Consider the following 18959-nt stretch of genomic DNA (forward strand, 5'->3'; position numbering starts at 1 on the left):
GATTATTCGAAGAAGCATTCCTTAGTGGAGCACAAATCAACAGCCCGATTAAACACAGTATTTTATTTGAAATGCTGTGTTTAACTTCTTACTTATACAACAATAAAAATAAAGTAACAATTGAATAAAATTAATGAATATTTTCACTTTTTGTAATACAATAAATTCTTGCGAGGAGGATTATTATGAATTTATTAAAAACTACAGTAGAGCATTTTAAACCATATTGGAGAAAGCTTTCGCTTGCCCTACTTTTTTCCTTAGTAGGTGGAGCATTTACGATTTTGCCCCCTATCCTAGCAGGAAAACTAGTGGATGAGGTAATAGGCGATAGAGAAATAAACTTCTTACTTTTGGTTGTCGGTGGAGTTCTCGTTGCCTATTTAGGGAAGTCACTATTTGAGACACTGCAGGAGTATGTGCAAGTGAAAATCGGCTTTTATGTGATTACTGATATGCAGATTCGAGCTTTCAAAAAGTTGCACCGTACACCAATGTCCTTTTTTACAACCACACCAAGAGGTGATATGTTATATCGTCTAACTCATGATGTGGAGTCTATTCAAAACTTAAATAATACGGTCGTGCCCCGTATTTTGCAACAGGTTATTGGCGCGATTGCCGCATTTTCCGCGGTATTTGTTTTGTACTGGCCAGCAGCCATCGTGATGTTTGTCGTTTTTGCCATTTATATTTTTCCTTCGTTTAAATTAGGAAAAGTCATGAGAAAAATGAGTGCCACCCAGAGAGATATGAGTGCAGATATGTATCAACATTTACAGGAAAGTATTGAAAGTATTAGATTAGTCAGGACCTTTCAGACACAAAGTGCTGAGGTAGAAACACAGCAAAAGAAATTGTTAGATTGGAAAAACTTTTCCATTCGCGCAGCGTTGATTGGAAAAGTCAACTGGCGCTTAGGAAACTTGTTCAATATTGCAACTCCTGGTGTTGTGATGTTAATTGGTGGATTTTCGATTTGGGAAGGGAATATAACCATTGGAACCCTCGTTGCTTGTCTTAGTTTTATACCAATCATGTTTCTACCTGTCCGCTCATTAGCTGAAAATGCGCTAACCATCCAACAGGCGATACCGGCTTTACAGAGAATCTATGAATATTTCGATTTACCCGAAGAGCATGAGGAGACCCTTCCGTCATTCGGAACAGTAGAAGGAAGGATCGACTTAGAAAATATCTGGTTTACTTACCCTAAAAGTGATAAAAAAATCCTAAAAGGAGTTTCGCTCTCCATGGAACAAGGGAATCACATTGGAATTGTTGGTACAAGCGGCGGCGGAAAGAGTACACTCATTCAAATTCTACTAGGATTATATGAACCTGATGAAGGGTCAGTTCTAATAGATGGAAAGAACCTATTCTCTTACAATCGAAATAGCTTTAGACAGCAGGTAGGAGTTGTTTCTCAAGAAACCTTTCTATTAAACAGCACGCTTCGCAATAATCTTTTGTATGGAAAGAAGGAAGCAACCCAAGAAGAATTGGATAAAGCGGTAGAAGCTGCTGGATTAAAGGATTTAATAGAATCCCTGGAAGATAAGTATGAAACGGTGGTGGGTGAACGCGGCTTGAAGCTCTCCGGTGGACAGCGACAACGTGTAGCACTCGCAAGAGCTATATTACGCCAACCACCTGTTTTAATTTTTGATGAAGCGACCTCATCCTTAGATGGGGAAACAGAGGAAAAGGTTCAAGAGTCACTTGAACAACTAATTCCAGGAAGAACCACCATTACTATTGCCCATCGATTAGTTACAGTCAGGAACGCGGATAAAATCCTCCTCTTAGACCAGGGGATGGTGGCAGAACAAGGGACACATGAAGAACTGCTTGCATTAAGAGGGCAGTATTACGAATTATACAAAGCTCAATATAGTGAATTAGAAAAGGAGATGATTGGATGAATGCAAGCACCGTCTCCCAACCAAAAAAGAATCGTGATGGCCGCAGAGTTCTAGCTTTTTTAAGACCTTATAAAAAATGGGTCATTGCGGATTCGGTTGTTATTGCGATTAGCCAGGTTTTTTCAGCATTAATTCCAACGCTGGCACTTAGCTGGTTAATTGATACGATTATTCCGAATGAAAACCACTCCTGGCTGTGGGGGTTAATGTGGTTATTACTCTTTTCCGCCATCTTTGATTTAGTCATGATGGTGATTGATGAATATTTTTGCCACCAGACAGCCAAGACGGTAACCAACTGGCAAAAGCTGCGCCTATTTAGTCATTTACAGGTGCTTCCATATTCCTTTTATCATAACAATTCATCAGGGGAACTTCTGGCAAGAGTTTCGGATGACCCAGATACACTTCACAATTTCCTTGCATGGGAAGGTTCGACCTTCATGGCAAGCGTTCAGGGGGTTATCATTTATAGTCTGGTGCTGCTTTGGATTCATCCTTATTTAATGATTACCAGTGTGGTTCTAGGTATTATCTTTTATTGGACCTCCAATTATGTAGGAATCAGAACTAGAGCTGCCTCCGCGGATGCAAGACAGGAGGCATCCCGATATCTTGAAAGACTAAGAGAATCGGTAACGGGCATCCATTTATCACGTGTTATGGGTGTTTCTGAGAATGAGGTAGATAGTGTTGTTGCCATCAGGAACTCCTTCGTTAAGCACTCGATTAAGGAACTAAAGGCAAGAATGCAATCGGTAGTGGTCATTGCCAGCTATAATGGGTTTGCCTTAGGAGTTGTCTACTTAATTAGTACTTTACTAATTTGGAACGACAATTTAACAAGTGGACAAATGCTTACTGCAGGCGGATTAGTCACGATTGCAGCCAACGAAATGCAAAGACTGCTGCGTAACTGGCTATCTGTCAGAAGAACTGGACCAGCGCTAGATCGTTCAGATATTCTCCTTTCGAACCAGCCAGCAGAAGCTGAAATAAAGGAAGGCATTCGAGGGGAAAGGGCAAGCGGAAGTATCAGACTGAAAGAGGTAACGTTTGCCTACCCTGAAAAAGAAGAAAATGTCTTATCAGGTGTTACGTTTGATATTCAAGCGGGTGAAAAGGTGGCCTTGGTTGGACCGAGTGGTTCAGGAAAATCTACTATCGTTGACTTACTGTTTAGATTATATGAAACGAAAAAGGGTCAGATTGAAGTGGATGGCAGAAACATTACCGAATGGGATACAGCATGGCTGCGGTCCCAAATAGCGATTGTAACGCAGGATGTTCAATTACGAAGCGGTTCATTGGCGGATAATCTAAGAATCGGAAAGGCAGATGCTACTGATGAGGAATTACTAAAAGCCTTACAGGATAGCGGTCTGGAAGAACTGGTCGAAAGCCTGCCAGAGGGTTTGAATACTAAGGTCGGAGAACGAGGAAGCCTTCTTTCTGGAGGACAGAAGCAGCGATTATCTCTGGCAAGGGCAATCATTAAAGACGCACCAATCCTAATTCTTGATGAAGCAAGTTCAGCTCTCGATCCGATTACTGAAACGAAAATCAATGAATCCGTTTTGAAAACCGGTAAGAAACAAACTATCCTCATTATCTCTCACCGTCTTTCTACCGTTCTCTCAGCAGATAAGATTATTGTTCTTGAAAATGGAGCAATTGTCGAACAGGGGGGACACGCGGATTTGCTGGGTAATAACAATGGTGTCTATGCAAGATTGTTTGGAAGAGAAGCAGAAATTGGGGAAGAAACCATCAGCCATTCAATATAATAAAGTCATATAAAAGAGTCTTTTGTTCCGTAGAAAGACTCTTTTTTTTTTATTTGGGATATTTGGTAAAATTACCCCGAATTTTTATCAGCATAGCTATGGTAATATCTTAGATAGGGTATTTAGAAAGAGAAGGGGTGGAAAAATGAAGAAGCATAAAATAGAATCCATTCTTGAAAAAGAATTAGTGATTGCGCTTGGCTGTACGGAGCCCGTTGCGATTGCATTGGCCGCAGCAACGGCAAAAAGCTATGCCAAAGGGCAAATAGAGGAGATAGTTTTAAAAGCGAGTGGAAATATAATAAAAAATGCAAAATCCGTCGGAATTCCAGGAATGACTTCTAGTGGTCTAGATTTCGCTGCTGCACTTGGAGCTGCAGCGGGAGATCCAATGAAACAACTGGAATTATTAGATGGACTTACTTTTGAAGATGAGCTGTCAGCGTTAAAACTAATAGAAGAAGGAAAAGTATCCTCCGGTCAAGCTGACACACCCAAAAGACTTTATATTGAAGTGAGTTTGAAAACCAATCAGCAAACTTCTAGAGTGGTTATTTCTGATAATCATAGTAATATCACATTAATTGAGGTTGATGGTCAGATTGTGTACACAGGTGGATGCGAAAATATTGATATCCAATCAGATGAAGAAGAATTAGTAACACTCACGATTGATGAAATTGTTGAATGGGTTCAAACGGTTGAGATAAGCTCCTTATCTGTTGTAAAAAAGAGCATTGAATTAAATAGAGCGATTGGAAAAGAAGGACTTTCTGGAGATTTTGGGTTAAATGTAGGGAAGACGATAAAAGAAAATGTGAAAAAAGGAATTCTATCAGATGACATCGCCACTGCGGCAATGTCACTAGCTGCCGCTGGATCAGATGCGAGAATGGCAGGTTCAACACTACCGGTAATGGCGAACACCGGTAGTGGGAATCAAGGAATTGCCGTAACCCTTCCCGTTGTGGCAGTCGCAGAGAAACTACAGGTTTCAGAGGAAGAAATGATTCGAGCAGTTGCACTTAGCCATCTTATTACCATTCATATCAAATCGAAATTTGGGCGGCTTTCAGCACTATGCGGCGTAACTGCAGCAGGAATGGGTGCAAGTGGGGCAATGGTATATTTACTTGGAGGTCACTTGCAGCAAATTAAAGCAGCGATTCAAAACACCATCGGTAATGTTTCTGGAATGATTTGTGATGGTGCCAAGGCTGGCTGCGCAATGAAAGTATCCACATGTTCGAATGTTGCAGTTCAATCAGCTTTATTGGCACTCAACAATCAAGAAATTAAATCCACTGACGGATTTATTCACGATGACGTGGAAAAAAGTATTGAAAGCTTTTGTAAGCTTGGAAATGAAGGAACCAGGCATACGGACGAACTAATTTTAAAATTAATGATGGAAAAGTAATCCTTATATTTTTGGAATATGTGCAGATACTATTTCGAAATACTTAAGGAGGTGCACATATGCCAAACGCTAAACAATACGTTGACCAGAGTATGTCATCGGTACAAAGTACGGTTGATACATTACAGCAGGCACTAAGTAACGCTGAAAAACCAGATAACAAAAATAAGATTCAACAAGCAATAAATTCCCTTCAGTCTGTGCAGGAACAATTATCATAATATCAAGATTAAAAAGAACAATGCCTGACATTCGGATGTCAGGCATTCTTTTTATACTAGTATTTGGGCTTCATCCATAATTTTGATAAATCTACATACCCAAAATGCTTAATTTCGACGTTCATCAAATTAATGGAAAACGGTATTTGCCGCTTAGAATAATAGAGTGGAATGCAAAGGGAATTTTCAATTAAATACTTTTCTATTTTCAAATGCTGACCAATCCATTGCTCAAAGGGTAATTCATCATAGGCTTGAATAAATTTCTGTAGATATGGATCACTTTGTGTTAATTTTCGAAGTGGGGAAAGGTTATTTTTTATAAAATTAAAATAAGAAAAGCTTTGGTTCACCTCAAAAATTTCTCCATGAATAAATAAATCTGCCTCTGCTTTTAGATGATCATGATACAGGGCATCATGAAACGATACTTCTTCTATCTCTGTATATATTCCACCATGTTCGAGGATGGATTTTAACCAAAAGGATACATTCTTTGCATATCCTGTGTACTTCATTCTTAATGGCTTTGAAAGTGAGGGCTTTGCTATTTTTGTCATCGAATAAGGCTTTGAATAACCAATTAAACATCCAAAGTTGTTTTCTGAAATACGTGAATCTATTGTAGAAATTAGTGAGCGATTTTCGTCTATCAACATATGGATGTAATCTCGTACTTCTTTTCTAGCGATATCCGATTGGCGATATGAATTCATCACCACAATACCGAATCCAGAATCACTTTCAACTTCGAACGTGCCTACCTCTCTTGATTCATGAGCACCATAATAAACATTTCCAAACTCTTTAGAAACTTGAATGAATTCAACTGTATCCAATAGGGGACGTTCCCCATAATAATGTTTAAAAGCATGTAATACGGTTTTTTCTTCAGGATTCCCCCCCATATAGAAACTCCCCGTTCCGATGACCTGACCGTTGGATTCTTTATAAATACTAGCAGTCATCAAACTAAGCAGCGGTAAAATATACGTACAGCCATTTGGAAATTCAAGCTCAACAACGAGTGAAGCGGGTGAAGTTATTTTTGTAATGGGTTTCCAAAGTTCAGCATATATCACATCTTGCTTCATTCGAATAAAGGATTGGACGACGTCCTCTGCTTTTAGAATGGAACCATCATGAAAGGCTACATCTTTTCTTAAGTACAATGTCAACTTGGTTTTCGTTAATTCCCAGCTATGGGCAAGCTCAGGTGTTATTGTATTATCTTCCTCCAATGCTGCCACTCGGTTATATATGTTTGCTACTAGATTTGCGCTATGTACATCTGCAGCCTTTAGTGGATGATACGTTAAGAAACGGTAAAATCGAGGAATAATGAGTCGGTCCTGCCCCTCTTGATGAAACCCAAATTTGGATTGAAATTTAGTCATCAATCGCTGTTTTGTTTCAGTCGACCAGTTAAACAATAACAATTTACTTACTTGTTCAATCGAATAACTCTCCAATTTGGATATGAAGTGTATTTCATACGCAGATTCTACATCCTTCTTCCATTGCAATTTCGAATCGTTTCCTCTTCCTCGGCCAGCCTGAAACGTTAGCCAGCCTTCTTCTTGCCATTGGCTCAGTTTGCGACGGGTCTGCTTTGCGCTTAGATTTAGAATCTCAGCCAGCTCCTGTACTTTGACTTCTCCAGTAGAGGTTGAATTCCAAATTGTTAATAAATAATGGTCCATATTCTCATTCCTTTAAAAGTAGACATTTTTTTGAAAATTGGTCATTTTTAAATTGTTACGTCTAGTTTACTATAAAGAGTATGAAAGGTGTTGGTAAATATGGCATGGAAAGACTATCCCCAAAACATTAAAGTAAGACTTATAACCTCGTTTTTTAACCGGGCGATTGCCAGCTCTGTAATGCCGTTCATGGCGCTCTTCTTTGCACAGCATAAGGGTGCGGTTTGGGCAGGTATTTTCTTAGCAATCACGGTCATAATAGGCTTTTTTATTAACTTTATCGGCGGCTATATTTCAGACCGCTTCCCACGAAAAAAAATAATCATCTTATCGTCAATGTCCAGTGCGCTAATGTTTGCACTAATGACGGTAAGCTTATTGCCAGACGAAAAATGGATTGTATTATTTGCAATCAGTTATGTAATTTTCACGATTACCAGCAGTCTTGGTCGTCCTGCCGTGCACGCGATAATCATTGACTCGACAACACCAGAAAATCGAAAGAGTGTTTATGCCCTCGATTATTGGCTTGTTAATTTAGCAATGGCTATCGGGGCTGCATTAGGCGGACTTTTATATGTGAATCATCAATTAGAACTTTTTATCACATTAACGATCGTGTCAACTAGCTTACCGATTGCCTATGGCATCTGGTTACAAGATACACGTGTTAAGCTGCTTGAGAAAAAACATGAAAACATTTTTGTGGATCTCTTCCAGAACTACAAAGTTGCTTTTCAGGATAAACCATTTGTAATGGCTGTTGCAGGGTCGATGTTTATTTTTGCAGCAGAATTTTCTTTAAATAGTTACATAGGTGTTCGATTAGCGGAAGAGTTTAAGACTGTATTTGTGGGTGAATTTGAAGTTGCTGGTGTTAGGATGCTTAGTTTCCTAAATATCGAAAATATGCTGATGGTAGTTGTACTAACGTTTTTGGTTACGAAAATAACGGATAAATTTTCAAAAAGAAAGATGCTGCTGCTGGGGTTGTTATTTTATAGCGTCGGCTATACGGTTGTTACGTCTGCAAATCTGTGGTATATCCTTGTATTATTTAATGGCCTGGCAACGATTGGTGAGCTCGTTTATTCTCCAATAATGAATGCAGAAAAGGCAAATATGATGCCAGAAGATAAACGGGGTTCTTACTCTGCTTTTTCTAATTTAGGTTTTAACGGTGCGGATTTAATCGCTCGTGGTGCAATCATATTGGGTGCATTTTTAGTGCCTACGATGATGTCCGTTTTCCTTGGAATGATATTAATGGCAGGGACATTCCTGCTCTATAGTGGACTTTTTGTGGTAAATAAAATTAGAGTTCAAAAAAATATGTCAACGTAATCTAGGGGGATTTTGGATGCAAACAGTCGAGATAAGAAGACCTAGAATGGAAGACATAGAGGAACTGAATCAATTTTTTAGAATCGTCATTACTGATACCTTCCGAAGAGAAGGTCTAGCGGGATTAATTGAGGATATCGAAGCTGAGATTGATAGTAAGAATAATTATTTGCAATTGGATTTGGATAGCAAGGGTGATCAAAGGTATTTTTTAATAGCTTTGGCTGGAAACAAAATTATCGGAACAATAGAATATGGTCCTGCCAGTGAACTGATAAAAAACTGTACCAATGGAAAACTGGGGAATCTTGTTGAAGTAGGAACGGTATTTGTACTTCCTGAATATCAAAGACAGGGAGTAGGAAATAGATTGCTGGGAGAAATGCTGCAAACCTTAAAGGGGTGTGGAATGGTAGATTTCTGTCTCGACAGCGGCTACAAAAATGCTCAAGCCATCTGGAAGAAGAAATTTGGCGAACCTAATTATTTACTAAAGGATTATTGGGGTCAAGGGCAGGACCATATGATTTGGAAAATATCAACGAGTGGAGTCTATTCTTAAAGGAATAGGCTCCTTTTTATTATTATTTTTCTAACTATTGTATTCGATAATATTATAGTGTTATAATGTGGTAGTACGATAATATGGTAACGTACTAAAGTGAAATTAATTTAAATAAAAGGGGCACATACAAATGAAAAAATTAGCAACTATGATTCTTATATTAACTGCAATACTAGTCATTTTTACTGGATGCTCAAAATCATCAAGTAAAGAGGAAGATAAGCTTGTCATCGGAATTGATGATAAATTTGCGCCAATGGGGTTCCGTGATGAGGATAATAATATTGTAGGTTTTGATATTGATTACGCTAAAGCAGCAGCAGAAAAAATGGGAACGGAAGTTACATTCCAGCCAATTGACTGGAAAACAAAAGAAGCTGAGCTTAGTAGCGGACGGATTGACCTAATTTGGAACGGATACACGATTACCGATGAACGTAAAGAAAAGGTCCTTTTCACAAAACCATATTTAAAAAATGCACAGGTAATCGTTACTCTTACAGATTCAAAGGTTACTAAACTAGATGATTTAGAAGGAAAAGTAGTTGGACTGCAGTCACTTTCTTCCGCTTCAGACGCCCTAAACGCTTCACCAGTAAAAGAGAAAGTTAAGACCGTGACGGAGTTTGCTGATAATGTACAGGCTTTAACAGACTTAAAGAGCGGACGTTTGGATGCTGTAGTGATTGATGAAGTTGTTATCAACTATTATATGGCCCAAGAGGAAAAAACATTTAAGGTGCTTGAAGAGTCGCTTGCTCCTGAAGAATATGGTATTGGTGTTAAAAAAGGAAATGAGGCATTACTTGAAAAGCTCCAAAAGGCACTCGATGAGATGAATGAGGACGGTACGGCTGCTAGCATTTCTGAAACGTGGTTTGGAGAAGATAAAGTATTAAAGTAATATGAAAATAAGGTAAAACAGGATTTCCTAATGGGAACCCTGTTTTGTTTTTGGAGGAGTTACTATGTCATTTGAATATTTCACATCGATTCTTGTGCCTATGCTTGAAGGGGCACAGATGACGATTCTTTTGTTTTTCATTGCTATTATTATTTCTATTCCGCTCGGTTTCTTACTTACATTAGCTGTAAAAAGCAGCTTAAAGCCTGTATCATTACTTGCTCAGGGCTATATTTACGTGATGAGGGGTACACCGCTATTACTACAATTGTTATTGATTTGTTTCGGCCTGCCGATGCTGCCAGTGGTTGGAGAATATTTAGTGTTAGATCGGTTTGTCGCAGCTTGTTTAGGGTTTGTATTAAACTATGCAGCCTATTTTGCTGAAATTTTCCGCGGCGGCCTTCTGGCCATTGATAAAGGACAATATGAGGCATCAAAGGTTCTTGGTTTAAGTAAATGGCAGACAACAACAAGAATCATTTTACCGCAGATGTTTCGGGTTACCCTTCCAGCGATTGCGAATGAATCCGTGACACTCGTTAAAGACACAGCCCTGCTCTATGCAGTTGCCGTACCGGAGCTGCTTCACTATGCTCAGACAGCTGTAAACCGCGACTTTACCATTGTCCCATTTTTCGTTGCTGGCTTAATTTATCTCATTATGACGCTGTTTTTAACTTTTATATTTAAAGGAATTGAACGAAGATACAAATTTGAATAAGAAGGATTGGTAAATGTGGCTATCATTGAAGTATCCAACCTGAAAAAGTTATTTGGCAAGGTGGATGTACTAAAGCAAATAACCTTTGACGTTAACAAAAATGATGTTGTAGCGATTATCGGTCCATCTGGGTCGGGAAAAAGCACGCTGCTTCGGAGTTTAGTTCACTTGGAGGAAATAAATGCAGGAAGCATTACGATTTCGGGTGAAGCTTTTGTTAAGGACGGAGTCTACGCAAAACCGCAGGAAATCAAAAATATTACCTCTAAAATGGGTATGGTTTTCCAACATTTTAATTTATTCCCGCATCTGACGGTTAAGGAGAATCTAGAACTGCCTCCTAAATTGGTAAAGAACGAGCCCGTTGCATCTATTCAACAAAGAAGTACGGAGCTATTAAGGAAAATTGGTTTGACAGAAAGAGCGGATGCCTATCCAGCCAGCCTTTCAGGCGGTCAAAAACAAAGGGTGGCGATTGCGAGAGCACTGATGATGAATCCTGAAATCCTTTTATTTGACGAACCTACTTCAGCGTTGGACCCAGAATTGACGGGTGAGGTTCTTGAGGTCATAAAGGCATTAGCACAAGAGCAGATGACAATGATTGTTGTGACACATGAAATGGGCTTTGCCAGGGAAGTGGCAAACCGGGTGATTTTCATGGATAACGGCGAAATTATAGAAACAGGGCACCCTTCTAAAGTGTTTACAAATCCTCAGAATGAACGGACAAAGGCATTCTTAAGCAGAACCTTAAAATAATTAAAACGCAAAAAGGATACAGCTATTTAAAGGCTGTATCCCTTTTTTGTGTGAAAATTTAACTGCCATATTCTCCACTGTCATGGCTTATCTGCCAGTGAATTCCGAATTTATCTGTTATCTGGCCATAGAGTTTAGCCCAGAAGGTTTCTTGAAGTTCCATTGTAACAGTGCCGCCTTCTTTTAGTTGATCATACCAAGATTGGATATCATCCAAATTTTTACTTACTAACGCCAATGTCACGTTGTTGCCTTCGATAAATGGTGATCCAGGGAAATTGTCAGAGAACATAACAGTACTTCCATCGATGTTCAGTCGAGTGTGCATGATTAAATTTTTTGCTTCCTCTGGCATAGGGTAATCAGGATGTTGCGGTTGTTCACCAAAGGTCATAATTTGCGGTGCTTCCGTTTTAAAAACTTTCGCATAGAATTCTACTGCTTCACGGGTATTACCATTAAAAACAAGATAAACATTTACTGGCATTTTCTTCACTCCTCTTAATTGGCTATGTACAAATTCCATTCTACCCGATTAATTCGATATTAGACTGTTTAAATCCTTTTTTATAACAAAGGATTTAAACTAAAATAGTCCAACGCTTGATTGATATCATAAAAATCATATATTTTTTTCTCGAGACAGAACTGGATGACTAAATCAAAGGTATCACTGTCAGATAAAGAATAACCAGCGGAACTTAATAATTTATCTGTTTCTTTTTTTGTTAGTTGGAGTGCCAGCGCTAGAGCGATAACTGTTTTCTTTCCAGGCTTGTATTCGGAATTCGAGCGTATTTTTGAAAAATGCCTGCGGTCGATTCCGGCACGTTTATAAATATCTGAGTCACTGGCGCCTTTTTTATCAATATAACGGAACAATGTCTGGTTAAAGGTGGGCTGGCGTTTAATCTTAATGAAGTCCTCGATTTCAATATTTTGGAGCTCTTCTGATTTTTGAAAGCTCAGTGATTCAAAGGTTTGAAGAATTTGGAGTTTCAAATGCCTTTCTATGTATGACTGTAATTCTAGTAATAGCTCTTTATCTAACATAACTACCTCCGAATAAGTCGCCCGCCAAGCGACCAAATAATGGATGAACTCACCTATTATTATAATATAAACGCAATTGAAAGGATGATAGATATGAACAGAAACCTAACAGAAATTATTTTTCTCCTCGACCGAAGCGGTTCTATGGGAGGACTTGAAAGTGACACGATTGGCGGGTTTAATGCTTTTATTGAAAATCAGAGAAAATTAGAAGGTAAAACATTGGTCACAGGAGTTCTATTTGACGATAAATATGAGGTCCTATGGAATGGTGCTGAGGCAGAAAAAGTTAAGCTGACAGCGGAAGAATATTATGTAAGAGGGTGTACAGCTCTGCTTGATGCGGTAGGAAAAACGATTCTAGATGTTGGTTATCGATTATCAAAAACAAATGAGGACGATCGACCTGGTAAGGTTATTTTTGTAATCACAACTGATGGTTTTGAAAATGCCAGCAGGGAATTCACCTACAAAAAAGTGAAAGAGTTAATTAAGCATCAGCAGGAGAAATATAATTGGGAATTTATCTTCTTGGGAGCAAACATTGATGCCGAGAAAGAAGCAGATAGTCTTGGAATTAATATCGAGAATGCATATAGCTTTGAAGCTTCTGAAGAGGGAGTCGAATGTATGTATAAGATGGTAAGCGAAGCAGTTATAGAAAAAAGAAGTGTTTAGTTAAAACTATATCAACAAGTCTTTCTGAAATTTGTATTCAGTATTATTTTTTGGAATAATAATGGAGTTAGCAGGATTTTTTAGAAAGAAGGTATGATTAGTGCCCTATAGAGTGAAAGATACAATGATTTCGGAGACGGAAATAAAACAAAGAGTGAAAGAATTAGCAGAGGAAATTGAAAGAGATTTTAACAATGAGCCAATCATGTTAATCGTTGTACTTAAAGGATCCTTTGTATTCGCAGCAGATTTGATTCGTGAGATGAAGGGAAATATAAACGTCGATTTCATTTCGGTTTCAAGTTATAGTGACCAAACAGAAACAACTGGAAAAGTAAAACTATTAAAGGATCTTGATGAGGATATCACGAATAAAAATGTTGTGGTGGTTGAAGATATCATAGACAGCGGATTAACCTTGCATTTTTTGAGAGACCATTTGAATATGCATAAACCGAAACAGATAAAAATTTGCACACTTTTAGACAAGCCTGAAAGAAGAAGAGTGGAATTACCAGTGGATTACGTTGGATTTGTGATTCCAGATGAATTTATCGTCGGTTATGGAATCGATTACGCACAAAAGTATAGAAATTTACCTTATATTGCGACCGTGGAAGAGTATTAGTTTTCTCACCTTAGAGGAGGTTGTATGCTTTGACTGCAAATATTTTTAAAGGGAAAAATGAAGATGAAAAAAATAATCTAGAAGAAATTCTTGAACATTCGATTGAGGTAGAAGAAGATTTAATGAGGACCTATCTAATAGCGGCTGAGCGGATTCACGACGATGATGAATTAAAAGATCGGTTTGAAAACTTTGCTGAGGGAAATGCCAAAAGGACCAAACAACTTATCGATGAATTGAATGAAAATAAAGAGAAGTAACTCCAAAGCTGTGTGGATCCAATAAATCCTCGCAGCTTTTCATATTTCGAATAGGTTGTGATGCATACTAAATAGGAAAGGAGTGTGTTCAAAATGAAAAAAGGATATATGATTATAGGAATAATTGTTGCTGCAATTGTTTTACTTGGTGTTATGTTAATGTCGAGTTATAACAACTTTGTTACCCTTGAAGAAAATGTAGACCAATCATATGCGCAGATTGAAAATCAGCTTCAAAGAAGGCTGGATTTAATACCAAATCTTGTGAATACCGTGAAGGGCTATGCATCTCATGAAAAAGAAGTGATTGCATCGATTTCGGATGCACGTGCAAGATTAGCAGGAGCGAATACAGTGGAAGAAGAAGCAACAGCAAATGCTGAATTAACCGGAGCATTAAGCCGATTGCTCGTAGTAGTTGAAAACTATCCGAATCTAAAGGCAGATCAGCAGTTTACGCAATTAATGGATGAGCTGTCTGGAACTGAAAACAGAATTTCAGTTGCGCGAAAAGATTACAATGATCAGGTTGCAGTATATAACAAAAAAATAAAACGATTTCCTGGTGCACTTATAGCAGGGATGACGGGTTTTAATGAAAAGGAATATTTCACAGCTGATCCTAAAGCGGCAGAAGCCCCTGAAGTAGACTTTGGAGGCAATGGGGAATGAAACCGAAATTGGTCTTCAGCCTTCTTTTTTTACTATTCTTCCTATTTCAAGGTGGAGCATATGCTAAGGATATCAAAATGCCAGCTCCGATTGGCGATATTTATGTCCAAGATTTTGCTAAGGTACTAACTCAAACCGAAGTAGCGGAAATTAGAAATTTAGGAAAAACAGTAGAAGATCAAACAACAGCACAAATTTCTGTGTTAACGGTGGATACCATTGGAGAAAACACGATTGAGGAATATGCAAATGAAGCCTTCAGACAATATGGGATTGGAAATGAAAAAGAAAACAATGGAGTATTGCTGGTTATTGCCGTCACTGATCGTTTAATTCGTATCGAAGTTGGCTATGGTCTTGAGGGACGAATCCCTGATGGAAAAGCAGGGCGAATTCTTGATGAACATGCCATTCCTTACCTTCAAAATGATCAACCAAACAAAGCGATTCTAGAAACTTTTAAGACACTGGCGAATGAAGTTTTAGCCGAATATGGTCAAGAAGGGGGACTGCAGGCACCCCAAAGGCAAGCACAACAGACTACTGCTGATGAAGGATTAGGAATCCCCTCTTGGCTGCTCATCATTATTATCGTCGTTGTAGTGTTTCTTGATTTTAAGTTTTTTGGAGGGACACTCACCTATCTTCTGCTTTCTATCATCTCGCGTGGAAGAGGCGGTGGCGGCTCAAGAGGGGGCGGCGGGGGTTCTTCTGGAGGCGGCGGTGCAGGACGAGGATGGTAAGTGTTAATCTAAAAAGTGATTCATATCATGCAAAAGGATTTGATGTATGATTTAATAGTAGGGAAGGAATTATGTCTGGAGGTTTAGTGAAAAATGAGTAAAAATGAAATATTTTCTTTTCAGAAGGCTGGGAAAGAACTTTTAATAGATGAACGAAATTCCTCTAGCTTAATCTCTGACCTAAAATCACTTTTTAAAGCAGGTGTGTTAATTGCAAATGTACTGCCTGTTTTTACCGGTTTCTGGTTAGCATTACATTTTACTAATCATTCATTTAGTGATTATTGGGAAGTATTTTTACTAACGATTGTTGGCAGTACAATGGTTATGGCAGGAGCTCTCGTTCTTAATAATTGGTATGATGTTGATATTGATACTATTATGGATAGAACGAAAAATAGACCAACGGTAACGGGAAATATCCCATTAAACGTTGTTTTAACAATGGGAATTGTTTTGACTATACTGGGTTTAATCCTGTTACTCTTTACTACAATGGAAGCGGCCATTTATGCATTCGTAGGATGGTTCACTTATGTGATTTTGTACACGATGTGGTCAAAGCGAAGATATACCCTTAATACGGTAATCGGGAGTGTGTCAGGAGCTGTTACCCCATTAATCGGTTGGGCAGCCATTGAATCTAGCAATCATATTGTTCCAATTATATTGTTTCTGATCTTATTTATCTTTCAAATGCCACATACCTTTGCGATTGCGATGAAGAAATGTAAGGAATATAAAGCGGCAGGTGTTGCCATGCTTCCTGTTGTACATGGGTTTGAAATGACAAAACGGCAAATTGTCGTATATGTCGCATGTTTACTTCCCTTACCTTTTTACTTAATGCCTCTTGGAACACCATTTATTGTTATTGCAACGATACTTAACGTAGGATGGTTAGTCGTAAGTATTAGCGGATTTTTTACGAAAAATGACCTAAAATGGGCGCATGTGATTTTTCTGTATTCAGTCAATTATGTAACGATATTATTCCTGACAATGATAATTGTTACACTGCCCCTGTTCTAAAAAATTGTAAATTATTTTTAAAAAAGGCTGTCCCTGCTGACTTAGTGGGGATAGCCTTTTTTTGTTGTTCATAAGTTTGTCACTTTTAAAACATCAAAATGACACAATGTGATTCAGTTCACTTCATTGAGAATCAGTCGCAATTATTATAAGGGTAAGAACAAATTAAGGGGGTTGATTTTTCGATGGCAGCTACAAAGGTTACTCATAAAGGTAAAAAAGAAGAGCACGAAGCACCGCTAAAAGGAACATGGATTTCAGTAACAGTGGTCGGAGTCGTGATTGTTGCTACGTATATAGTTCTATACGGTCTTTATATGGCCAGAATATAAGGGGGGATAAGAGAGATGAAAATGCATCTTGATGAAAAAATATGGCTTACAATAAGTTTTGGTATCATCATGGGATTCATGTTAATCACAGGTTACCAAGCTTTTGCACTAGAAATGGGACCACCAAGTAATATGGAAACGATTGATCCTCAGAAGGTTGATCAAATTGCACCATTCGATAACCCAGGAGTGAAGGAAGTTGGCGATAATGAATATGAAGTCGTTATGACGCTACAAGCGTTTGGTTTCACTCCAAACAATATTGAAATCCCAGCTGGGGCAAAGGTTACATTTATTATGACTTCAAAGGATGTTGTTCACGGATTTGAAGTTGCTGGAACAAATATCAATGCAATGGTTATGCCAGGGCATATTCAAAAAATCACCCAAACATTTGATAAGCCAGGAAATTATTTAGTTATCTGTAATGAATATTGTGGTGCGGGTCACCAAGTAATGAGTACAACGATTACGGTTAAATAAGGGGGGATATTTGATGAAAATGGAAGCAGATTTAAAAGTAGGTATTAAAGACAAAGCAAATAAAATGCTGGGATATCACCCAGAGGATGCAAAATTATCGAAATCATATATAGCAGTAGCATTTATCGCATTATTAGTTGGTGGATTTTTAGGATTATTACAAGGATTAAACAGAGCAGGATTGTTAGAGTTACCAACTTGGTTTAATTATTACCAAGTACTGACTGCACACGGATTATTACTAATCCTCGTGCTAACAGCATTCTTTACCATTGGATACTTTTATGCAACACTTTCTCATAACTTAGGGGGGCTACTTCCAAAAGTAAGAAAGCTCGCTTGGGTCGGTTTCTTCGTTAAGCTTGTAGGATTTGTATTAGCTGTTATCCCAATCTTAATGAATGAAGCATCGGTTATGTACACCTTCTATCCTCCGATGGCTGCACATCCTGTATTTTATATTGGTTTAGCATTAATCGTAGTTGGTGTTTGGTTATGCTGTATTGGAGCATTTATCCAAGTTGCGAATTGGAGAAAAAATCATAAAGGACAACATGTTCCAATCCTATCTTACTTTGCAACTGGTGTATTCGTTCTATTATTCTTCGCTCTAATGTTCGTAGCAGTTGAAGTATTATTTATGATTATTCCATGGGTATTTGGCTGGGTCGACACGATCAATGTAATGGTCGCTCGTACACTGTTCTGGGCTTTTGGACACACATTGGTTAATATCTGGTATTTAACAGCTGTTTCTGCTTGGTACGTAGTTGTACCAAAAGTGATCGGCGGAAAGCGCTGGAGTGATATGCTAACACGTGTGGTTATTATCGCTTTAGTCATTATGAACATCACTGGTGGATTCCATCACCAAATCATTGACCCAGGTATTAATGAAGTCGTTAAATTCATGCACGTATTTATGAGTTTGGCAATTGGATTCCCATCACTTATGACGGCATTTGCACTATTTGCGGTATTTGAGCGTACGGCTAGAAGAAAAGGCGGTAAAGGATTAATCGGCTGGTGGAAGAAAATGCCATGGGGAGATGTCAGATTCCTAGCACCATTTATTGCAATGGTTGCCTTCATTCCAGCTGGAGCTGGCGGTATTGCACAAAGCACAAACCAATTAGACCAAGTTGTTCATAATACAATGTGGATTGTAGGACATTTCCACTTAACATTAGGTATGTCAGTGGTTATGACATTCTTTGGAATTAGTTATTGGTTAGTTCCTTTTATTTCAAACCGCGTATTAACGCCGCAAATCAATCGATTAGGTGTTATCCAAACATGGATTTGGACAGTTGGTATGATCTGTATGTCTGGTGCTATGCACTATGTTGGTTTACTTGGTTCACCAAGAAGAACTTCTTATACAACTTATGGGGATCATGCAACAGCATTAGGCTGGGACCCATACTTAATGTTATTAGCAGTTGGCGGTACGTTATTAATTATCGGTGTTATTCTTCAAGTGTACGCCGTTTTCAATATGATGTTCTTTGCACCAAAAGGGGAAACAGAATTCCCAATTGCTGAAGAAGAAGATAACGCAACAAAAACTCCTTATATCACAGAGCGCTGGGGCCTATGGATTGTTATCATGTTAATCGTAGTAGCAATGGCATATGTAATCCCGTTAACAGAATTTATCGTAAATGCACCTCCCGGATCACCACCTTTTAAAACGTGGTAATTAGAAAAGCGGAAGCGCCTT

Annotated in this window: 21 protein-coding genes; 18 read left to right on the forward strand and 3 right to left on the reverse strand. The window is 38.4% G+C overall.

What is annotated here, in order from left to right; genetic code table 11:
- The first annotated feature begins 185 nt into the window (after positions 1 to 185).
- The 4 genes from CHI06_RS13770 to CHI06_RS29770 all read left to right on the forward strand — a co-directional run bounded on the left by CHI06_RS13770 (position 186) and on the right by CHI06_RS29770 (position 5353).
- Positions 186 to 1925, forward strand: a complete 1740-nt coding sequence (locus CHI06_RS13770) for an ABC transporter ATP-binding protein (protein ID WP_095249132.1) — start codon at positions 186 to 188, stop codon at positions 1923 to 1925.
- Positions 1922 to 3712 carry an ABC transporter ATP-binding protein gene (locus CHI06_RS13775; protein WP_095249133.1) on the forward strand — a complete coding sequence of 597 codons (1791 nt, stop codon included), beginning with the start codon at positions 1922 to 1924 and terminating at the stop codon, positions 3710 to 3712. Before CHI06_RS13770 ends, CHI06_RS13775 begins: the two co-directional genes overlap by 4 nt.
- Before the next feature lie 145 nt (positions 3713 to 3857).
- Complete coding sequence (locus CHI06_RS13780; RefSeq protein ID WP_095249134.1) at positions 3858 to 5132, forward strand: L-cysteine desulfidase family protein; 1275 nt, start codon at positions 3858 to 3860, stop codon at positions 5130 to 5132.
- 59 nt (positions 5133 to 5191) lie between these two features.
- Entirely contained in the window at positions 5192 to 5353 is a 162-nt protein-coding gene (locus CHI06_RS29770) for a hypothetical protein (protein ID WP_179292620.1), read from the forward strand.
- A 56-nt stretch (positions 5354 to 5409) separates the two neighbouring features.
- On the opposite strand, the gene CHI06_RS13785 is transcribed toward CHI06_RS29770, so the two are convergent.
- Entirely contained in the window at positions 5410 to 7056 is a 1647-nt protein-coding gene (locus CHI06_RS13785) for an ABC transporter substrate-binding protein (protein WP_095249135.1), read from the reverse strand.
- A gap of 99 nt (positions 7057 to 7155) precedes the next feature.
- Here CHI06_RS13785 and CHI06_RS13790 point away from each other — a divergent pair, with 99 nt between their 5' ends.
- The 5 genes from CHI06_RS13790 to CHI06_RS13810 all read left to right on the forward strand — a co-directional run bounded on the left by CHI06_RS13790 (position 7156) and on the right by CHI06_RS13810 (position 11355).
- Positions 7156 to 8400: an MDR family MFS transporter gene (locus tag CHI06_RS13790; protein WP_095249136.1), complete on the forward strand. Its 1245-nt coding sequence runs from the start codon at positions 7156 to 7158 to the stop codon at positions 8398 to 8400.
- Between the two features lie 16 nt (positions 8401 to 8416).
- Positions 8417 to 8962, forward strand: a complete 546-nt coding sequence (locus tag CHI06_RS13795) for a GNAT family N-acetyltransferase (RefSeq protein WP_095249137.1) — start codon at positions 8417 to 8419, stop codon at positions 8960 to 8962.
- A 133-nt stretch (positions 8963 to 9095) separates the two neighbouring features.
- Positions 9096 to 9869: an amino acid ABC transporter substrate-binding protein gene (locus CHI06_RS13800; RefSeq protein ID WP_095249138.1), complete on the forward strand. Its 774-nt coding sequence runs from the start codon at positions 9096 to 9098 to the stop codon at positions 9867 to 9869.
- Positions 9870 to 9933: 64 nt separating this feature from the next.
- Entirely contained in the window at positions 9934 to 10593 is a 660-nt protein-coding gene (locus tag CHI06_RS13805) for an amino acid ABC transporter permease (RefSeq protein ID WP_095249139.1), read from the forward strand.
- A 15-nt stretch (positions 10594 to 10608) separates the two neighbouring features.
- On the forward strand, positions 10609 to 11355 hold the full coding sequence (locus CHI06_RS13810; RefSeq protein WP_095249140.1) for an amino acid ABC transporter ATP-binding protein: 747 nt from the start codon (positions 10609 to 10611) through the stop codon (positions 11353 to 11355).
- Between the two features lie 58 nt (positions 11356 to 11413).
- Here CHI06_RS13810 and CHI06_RS13815 read toward each other — a convergent pair whose 3' ends face one another.
- Together CHI06_RS13815 and CHI06_RS13820 are read right to left on the reverse strand one after the other, a co-directional pair.
- On the reverse strand, positions 11414 to 11842 hold the full coding sequence (locus CHI06_RS13815; protein WP_095249141.1) for a VOC family protein: 429 nt from the start codon (positions 11840 to 11842) through the stop codon (positions 11414 to 11416).
- Between the two features lie 80 nt (positions 11843 to 11922).
- Positions 11923 to 12408, reverse strand: a complete 486-nt coding sequence (locus CHI06_RS13820) for a hypothetical protein (RefSeq protein ID WP_095249142.1) — start codon at positions 12406 to 12408, stop codon at positions 11923 to 11925.
- A gap of 93 nt (positions 12409 to 12501) precedes the next feature.
- Here CHI06_RS13820 and CHI06_RS13825 point away from each other — a divergent pair, with 93 nt between their 5' ends.
- From CHI06_RS13825 to CHI06_RS13860, 9 genes are all read left to right on the forward strand, one after another.
- On the forward strand, positions 12502 to 13086 hold the full coding sequence (locus CHI06_RS13825; RefSeq protein WP_095249143.1) for a vWA domain-containing protein: 585 nt from the start codon (positions 12502 to 12504) through the stop codon (positions 13084 to 13086).
- Positions 13087 to 13210: 124 nt separating this feature from the next.
- On the forward strand, positions 13211 to 13714 hold the full coding sequence (gene hpt, locus CHI06_RS13830; protein WP_373558150.1) for a hypoxanthine phosphoribosyltransferase: 504 nt from the start codon (positions 13211 to 13213) through the stop codon (positions 13712 to 13714).
- A 29-nt stretch (positions 13715 to 13743) separates the two neighbouring features.
- Positions 13744 to 13974, forward strand: coding sequence for a hypothetical protein (locus CHI06_RS13835; RefSeq protein ID WP_095249145.1), 231 nt, complete (start codon positions 13744 to 13746; stop codon positions 13972 to 13974).
- 93 nt (positions 13975 to 14067) lie between these two features.
- Positions 14068 to 14646 carry a LemA family protein gene (locus tag CHI06_RS13840; RefSeq protein ID WP_095249146.1) on the forward strand — a complete coding sequence of 193 codons (579 nt, stop codon included), beginning with the start codon at positions 14068 to 14070 and terminating at the stop codon, positions 14644 to 14646.
- Positions 14643 to 15389 carry a TPM domain-containing protein gene (locus CHI06_RS13845; protein ID WP_095249147.1) on the forward strand — a complete coding sequence of 249 codons (747 nt, stop codon included), beginning with the start codon at positions 14643 to 14645 and terminating at the stop codon, positions 15387 to 15389. The genes CHI06_RS13840 and CHI06_RS13845 overlap by 4 nt, the downstream gene beginning before the upstream one ends.
- A 93-nt stretch (positions 15390 to 15482) precedes the next feature.
- A complete protein-coding gene (gene cyoE, locus CHI06_RS13850) occupies positions 15483 to 16421 on the forward strand; it encodes a heme o synthase (protein ID WP_095249148.1) in 939 nt (312 codons plus the stop codon).
- A 185-nt stretch (positions 16422 to 16606) separates the two neighbouring features.
- On the forward strand, positions 16607 to 16753 hold the full coding sequence (locus CHI06_RS29775) for a hypothetical protein (protein ID WP_165979194.1): 147 nt from the start codon (positions 16607 to 16609) through the stop codon (positions 16751 to 16753).
- A gap of 15 nt (positions 16754 to 16768) precedes the next feature.
- A complete protein-coding gene (locus CHI06_RS13855; RefSeq protein WP_095249149.1) occupies positions 16769 to 17236 on the forward strand; it encodes a cytochrome c oxidase subunit II in 468 nt (155 codons plus the stop codon).
- 19 nt (positions 17237 to 17255) lie between these two features.
- Entirely contained in the window at positions 17256 to 18938 is a 1683-nt protein-coding gene (locus CHI06_RS13860) for a cbb3-type cytochrome c oxidase subunit I (RefSeq protein ID WP_095249150.1), read from the forward strand.
- Positions 18939 to 18959: the final 21 nt, after the last annotated feature.

Origin of the sequence: Bacillus sp. 7884-1, from assembly GCF_002272245.1 — a bacterium.
Classification (GTDB): Bacteria; Bacillota; Bacilli; order Bacillales; family Cytobacillaceae; genus Neobacillus.

Coding starts and splice junctions, on each gene's coding strand:
- CHI06_RS13770 (WP_095249132.1), top strand. CDS start 186: ATGAATTTATTAAAAACTACAGTAGAGCATTTTAAACCATATTGGAGA.
- CHI06_RS13775 (WP_095249133.1), top strand. CDS start 1,922: ATGAATGCAAGCACCGTCTCCCAACCAAAAAAGAATCGTGATGGCCGC.
- CHI06_RS13780 (WP_095249134.1), top strand. CDS start 3,858: ATGAAGAAGCATAAAATAGAATCCATTCTTGAAAAAGAATTAGTGATT.
- CHI06_RS29770 (WP_179292620.1), top strand. CDS start 5,192: ATGCCAAACGCTAAACAATACGTTGACCAGAGTATGTCATCGGTACAA.
- CHI06_RS13785 (WP_095249135.1), bottom strand. CDS start 7,056: ATGGACCATTATTTATTAACAATTTGGAATTCAACCTCTACTGGAGAA.
- CHI06_RS13790 (WP_095249136.1), top strand. CDS start 7,156: ATGGCATGGAAAGACTATCCCCAAAACATTAAAGTAAGACTTATAACC.
- CHI06_RS13795 (WP_095249137.1), top strand. CDS start 8,417: ATGCAAACAGTCGAGATAAGAAGACCTAGAATGGAAGACATAGAGGAA.
- CHI06_RS13800 (WP_095249138.1), top strand. CDS start 9,096: ATGAAAAAATTAGCAACTATGATTCTTATATTAACTGCAATACTAGTC.
- CHI06_RS13805 (WP_095249139.1), top strand. CDS start 9,934: ATGTCATTTGAATATTTCACATCGATTCTTGTGCCTATGCTTGAAGGG.
- CHI06_RS13815 (WP_095249141.1), bottom strand. CDS start 11,842: ATGCCAGTAAATGTTTATCTTGTTTTTAATGGTAATACCCGTGAAGCA.
- CHI06_RS13820 (WP_095249142.1), bottom strand. CDS start 12,408: ATGTTAGATAAAGAGCTATTACTAGAATTACAGTCATACATAGAAAGG.
- CHI06_RS13825 (WP_095249143.1), top strand. CDS start 12,502: ATGAACAGAAACCTAACAGAAATTATTTTTCTCCTCGACCGAAGCGGT.
- hpt (WP_373558150.1), top strand. CDS start 13,211: ATGATTTCGGAGACGGAAATAAAACAAAGAGTGAAAGAATTAGCAGAG.
- CHI06_RS13840 (WP_095249146.1), top strand. CDS start 14,068: ATGAAAAAAGGATATATGATTATAGGAATAATTGTTGCTGCAATTGTT.
- CHI06_RS13845 (WP_095249147.1), top strand. CDS start 14,643: ATGAAACCGAAATTGGTCTTCAGCCTTCTTTTTTTACTATTCTTCCTA.
- cyoE (WP_095249148.1), top strand. CDS start 15,483: ATGAGTAAAAATGAAATATTTTCTTTTCAGAAGGCTGGGAAAGAACTT.
- CHI06_RS29775 (WP_165979194.1), top strand. CDS start 16,607: ATGGCAGCTACAAAGGTTACTCATAAAGGTAAAAAAGAAGAGCACGAA.
- CHI06_RS13855 (WP_095249149.1), top strand. CDS start 16,769: ATGAAAATGCATCTTGATGAAAAAATATGGCTTACAATAAGTTTTGGT.
- CHI06_RS13860 (WP_095249150.1), top strand. CDS start 17,256: ATGGAAGCAGATTTAAAAGTAGGTATTAAAGACAAAGCAAATAAAATG.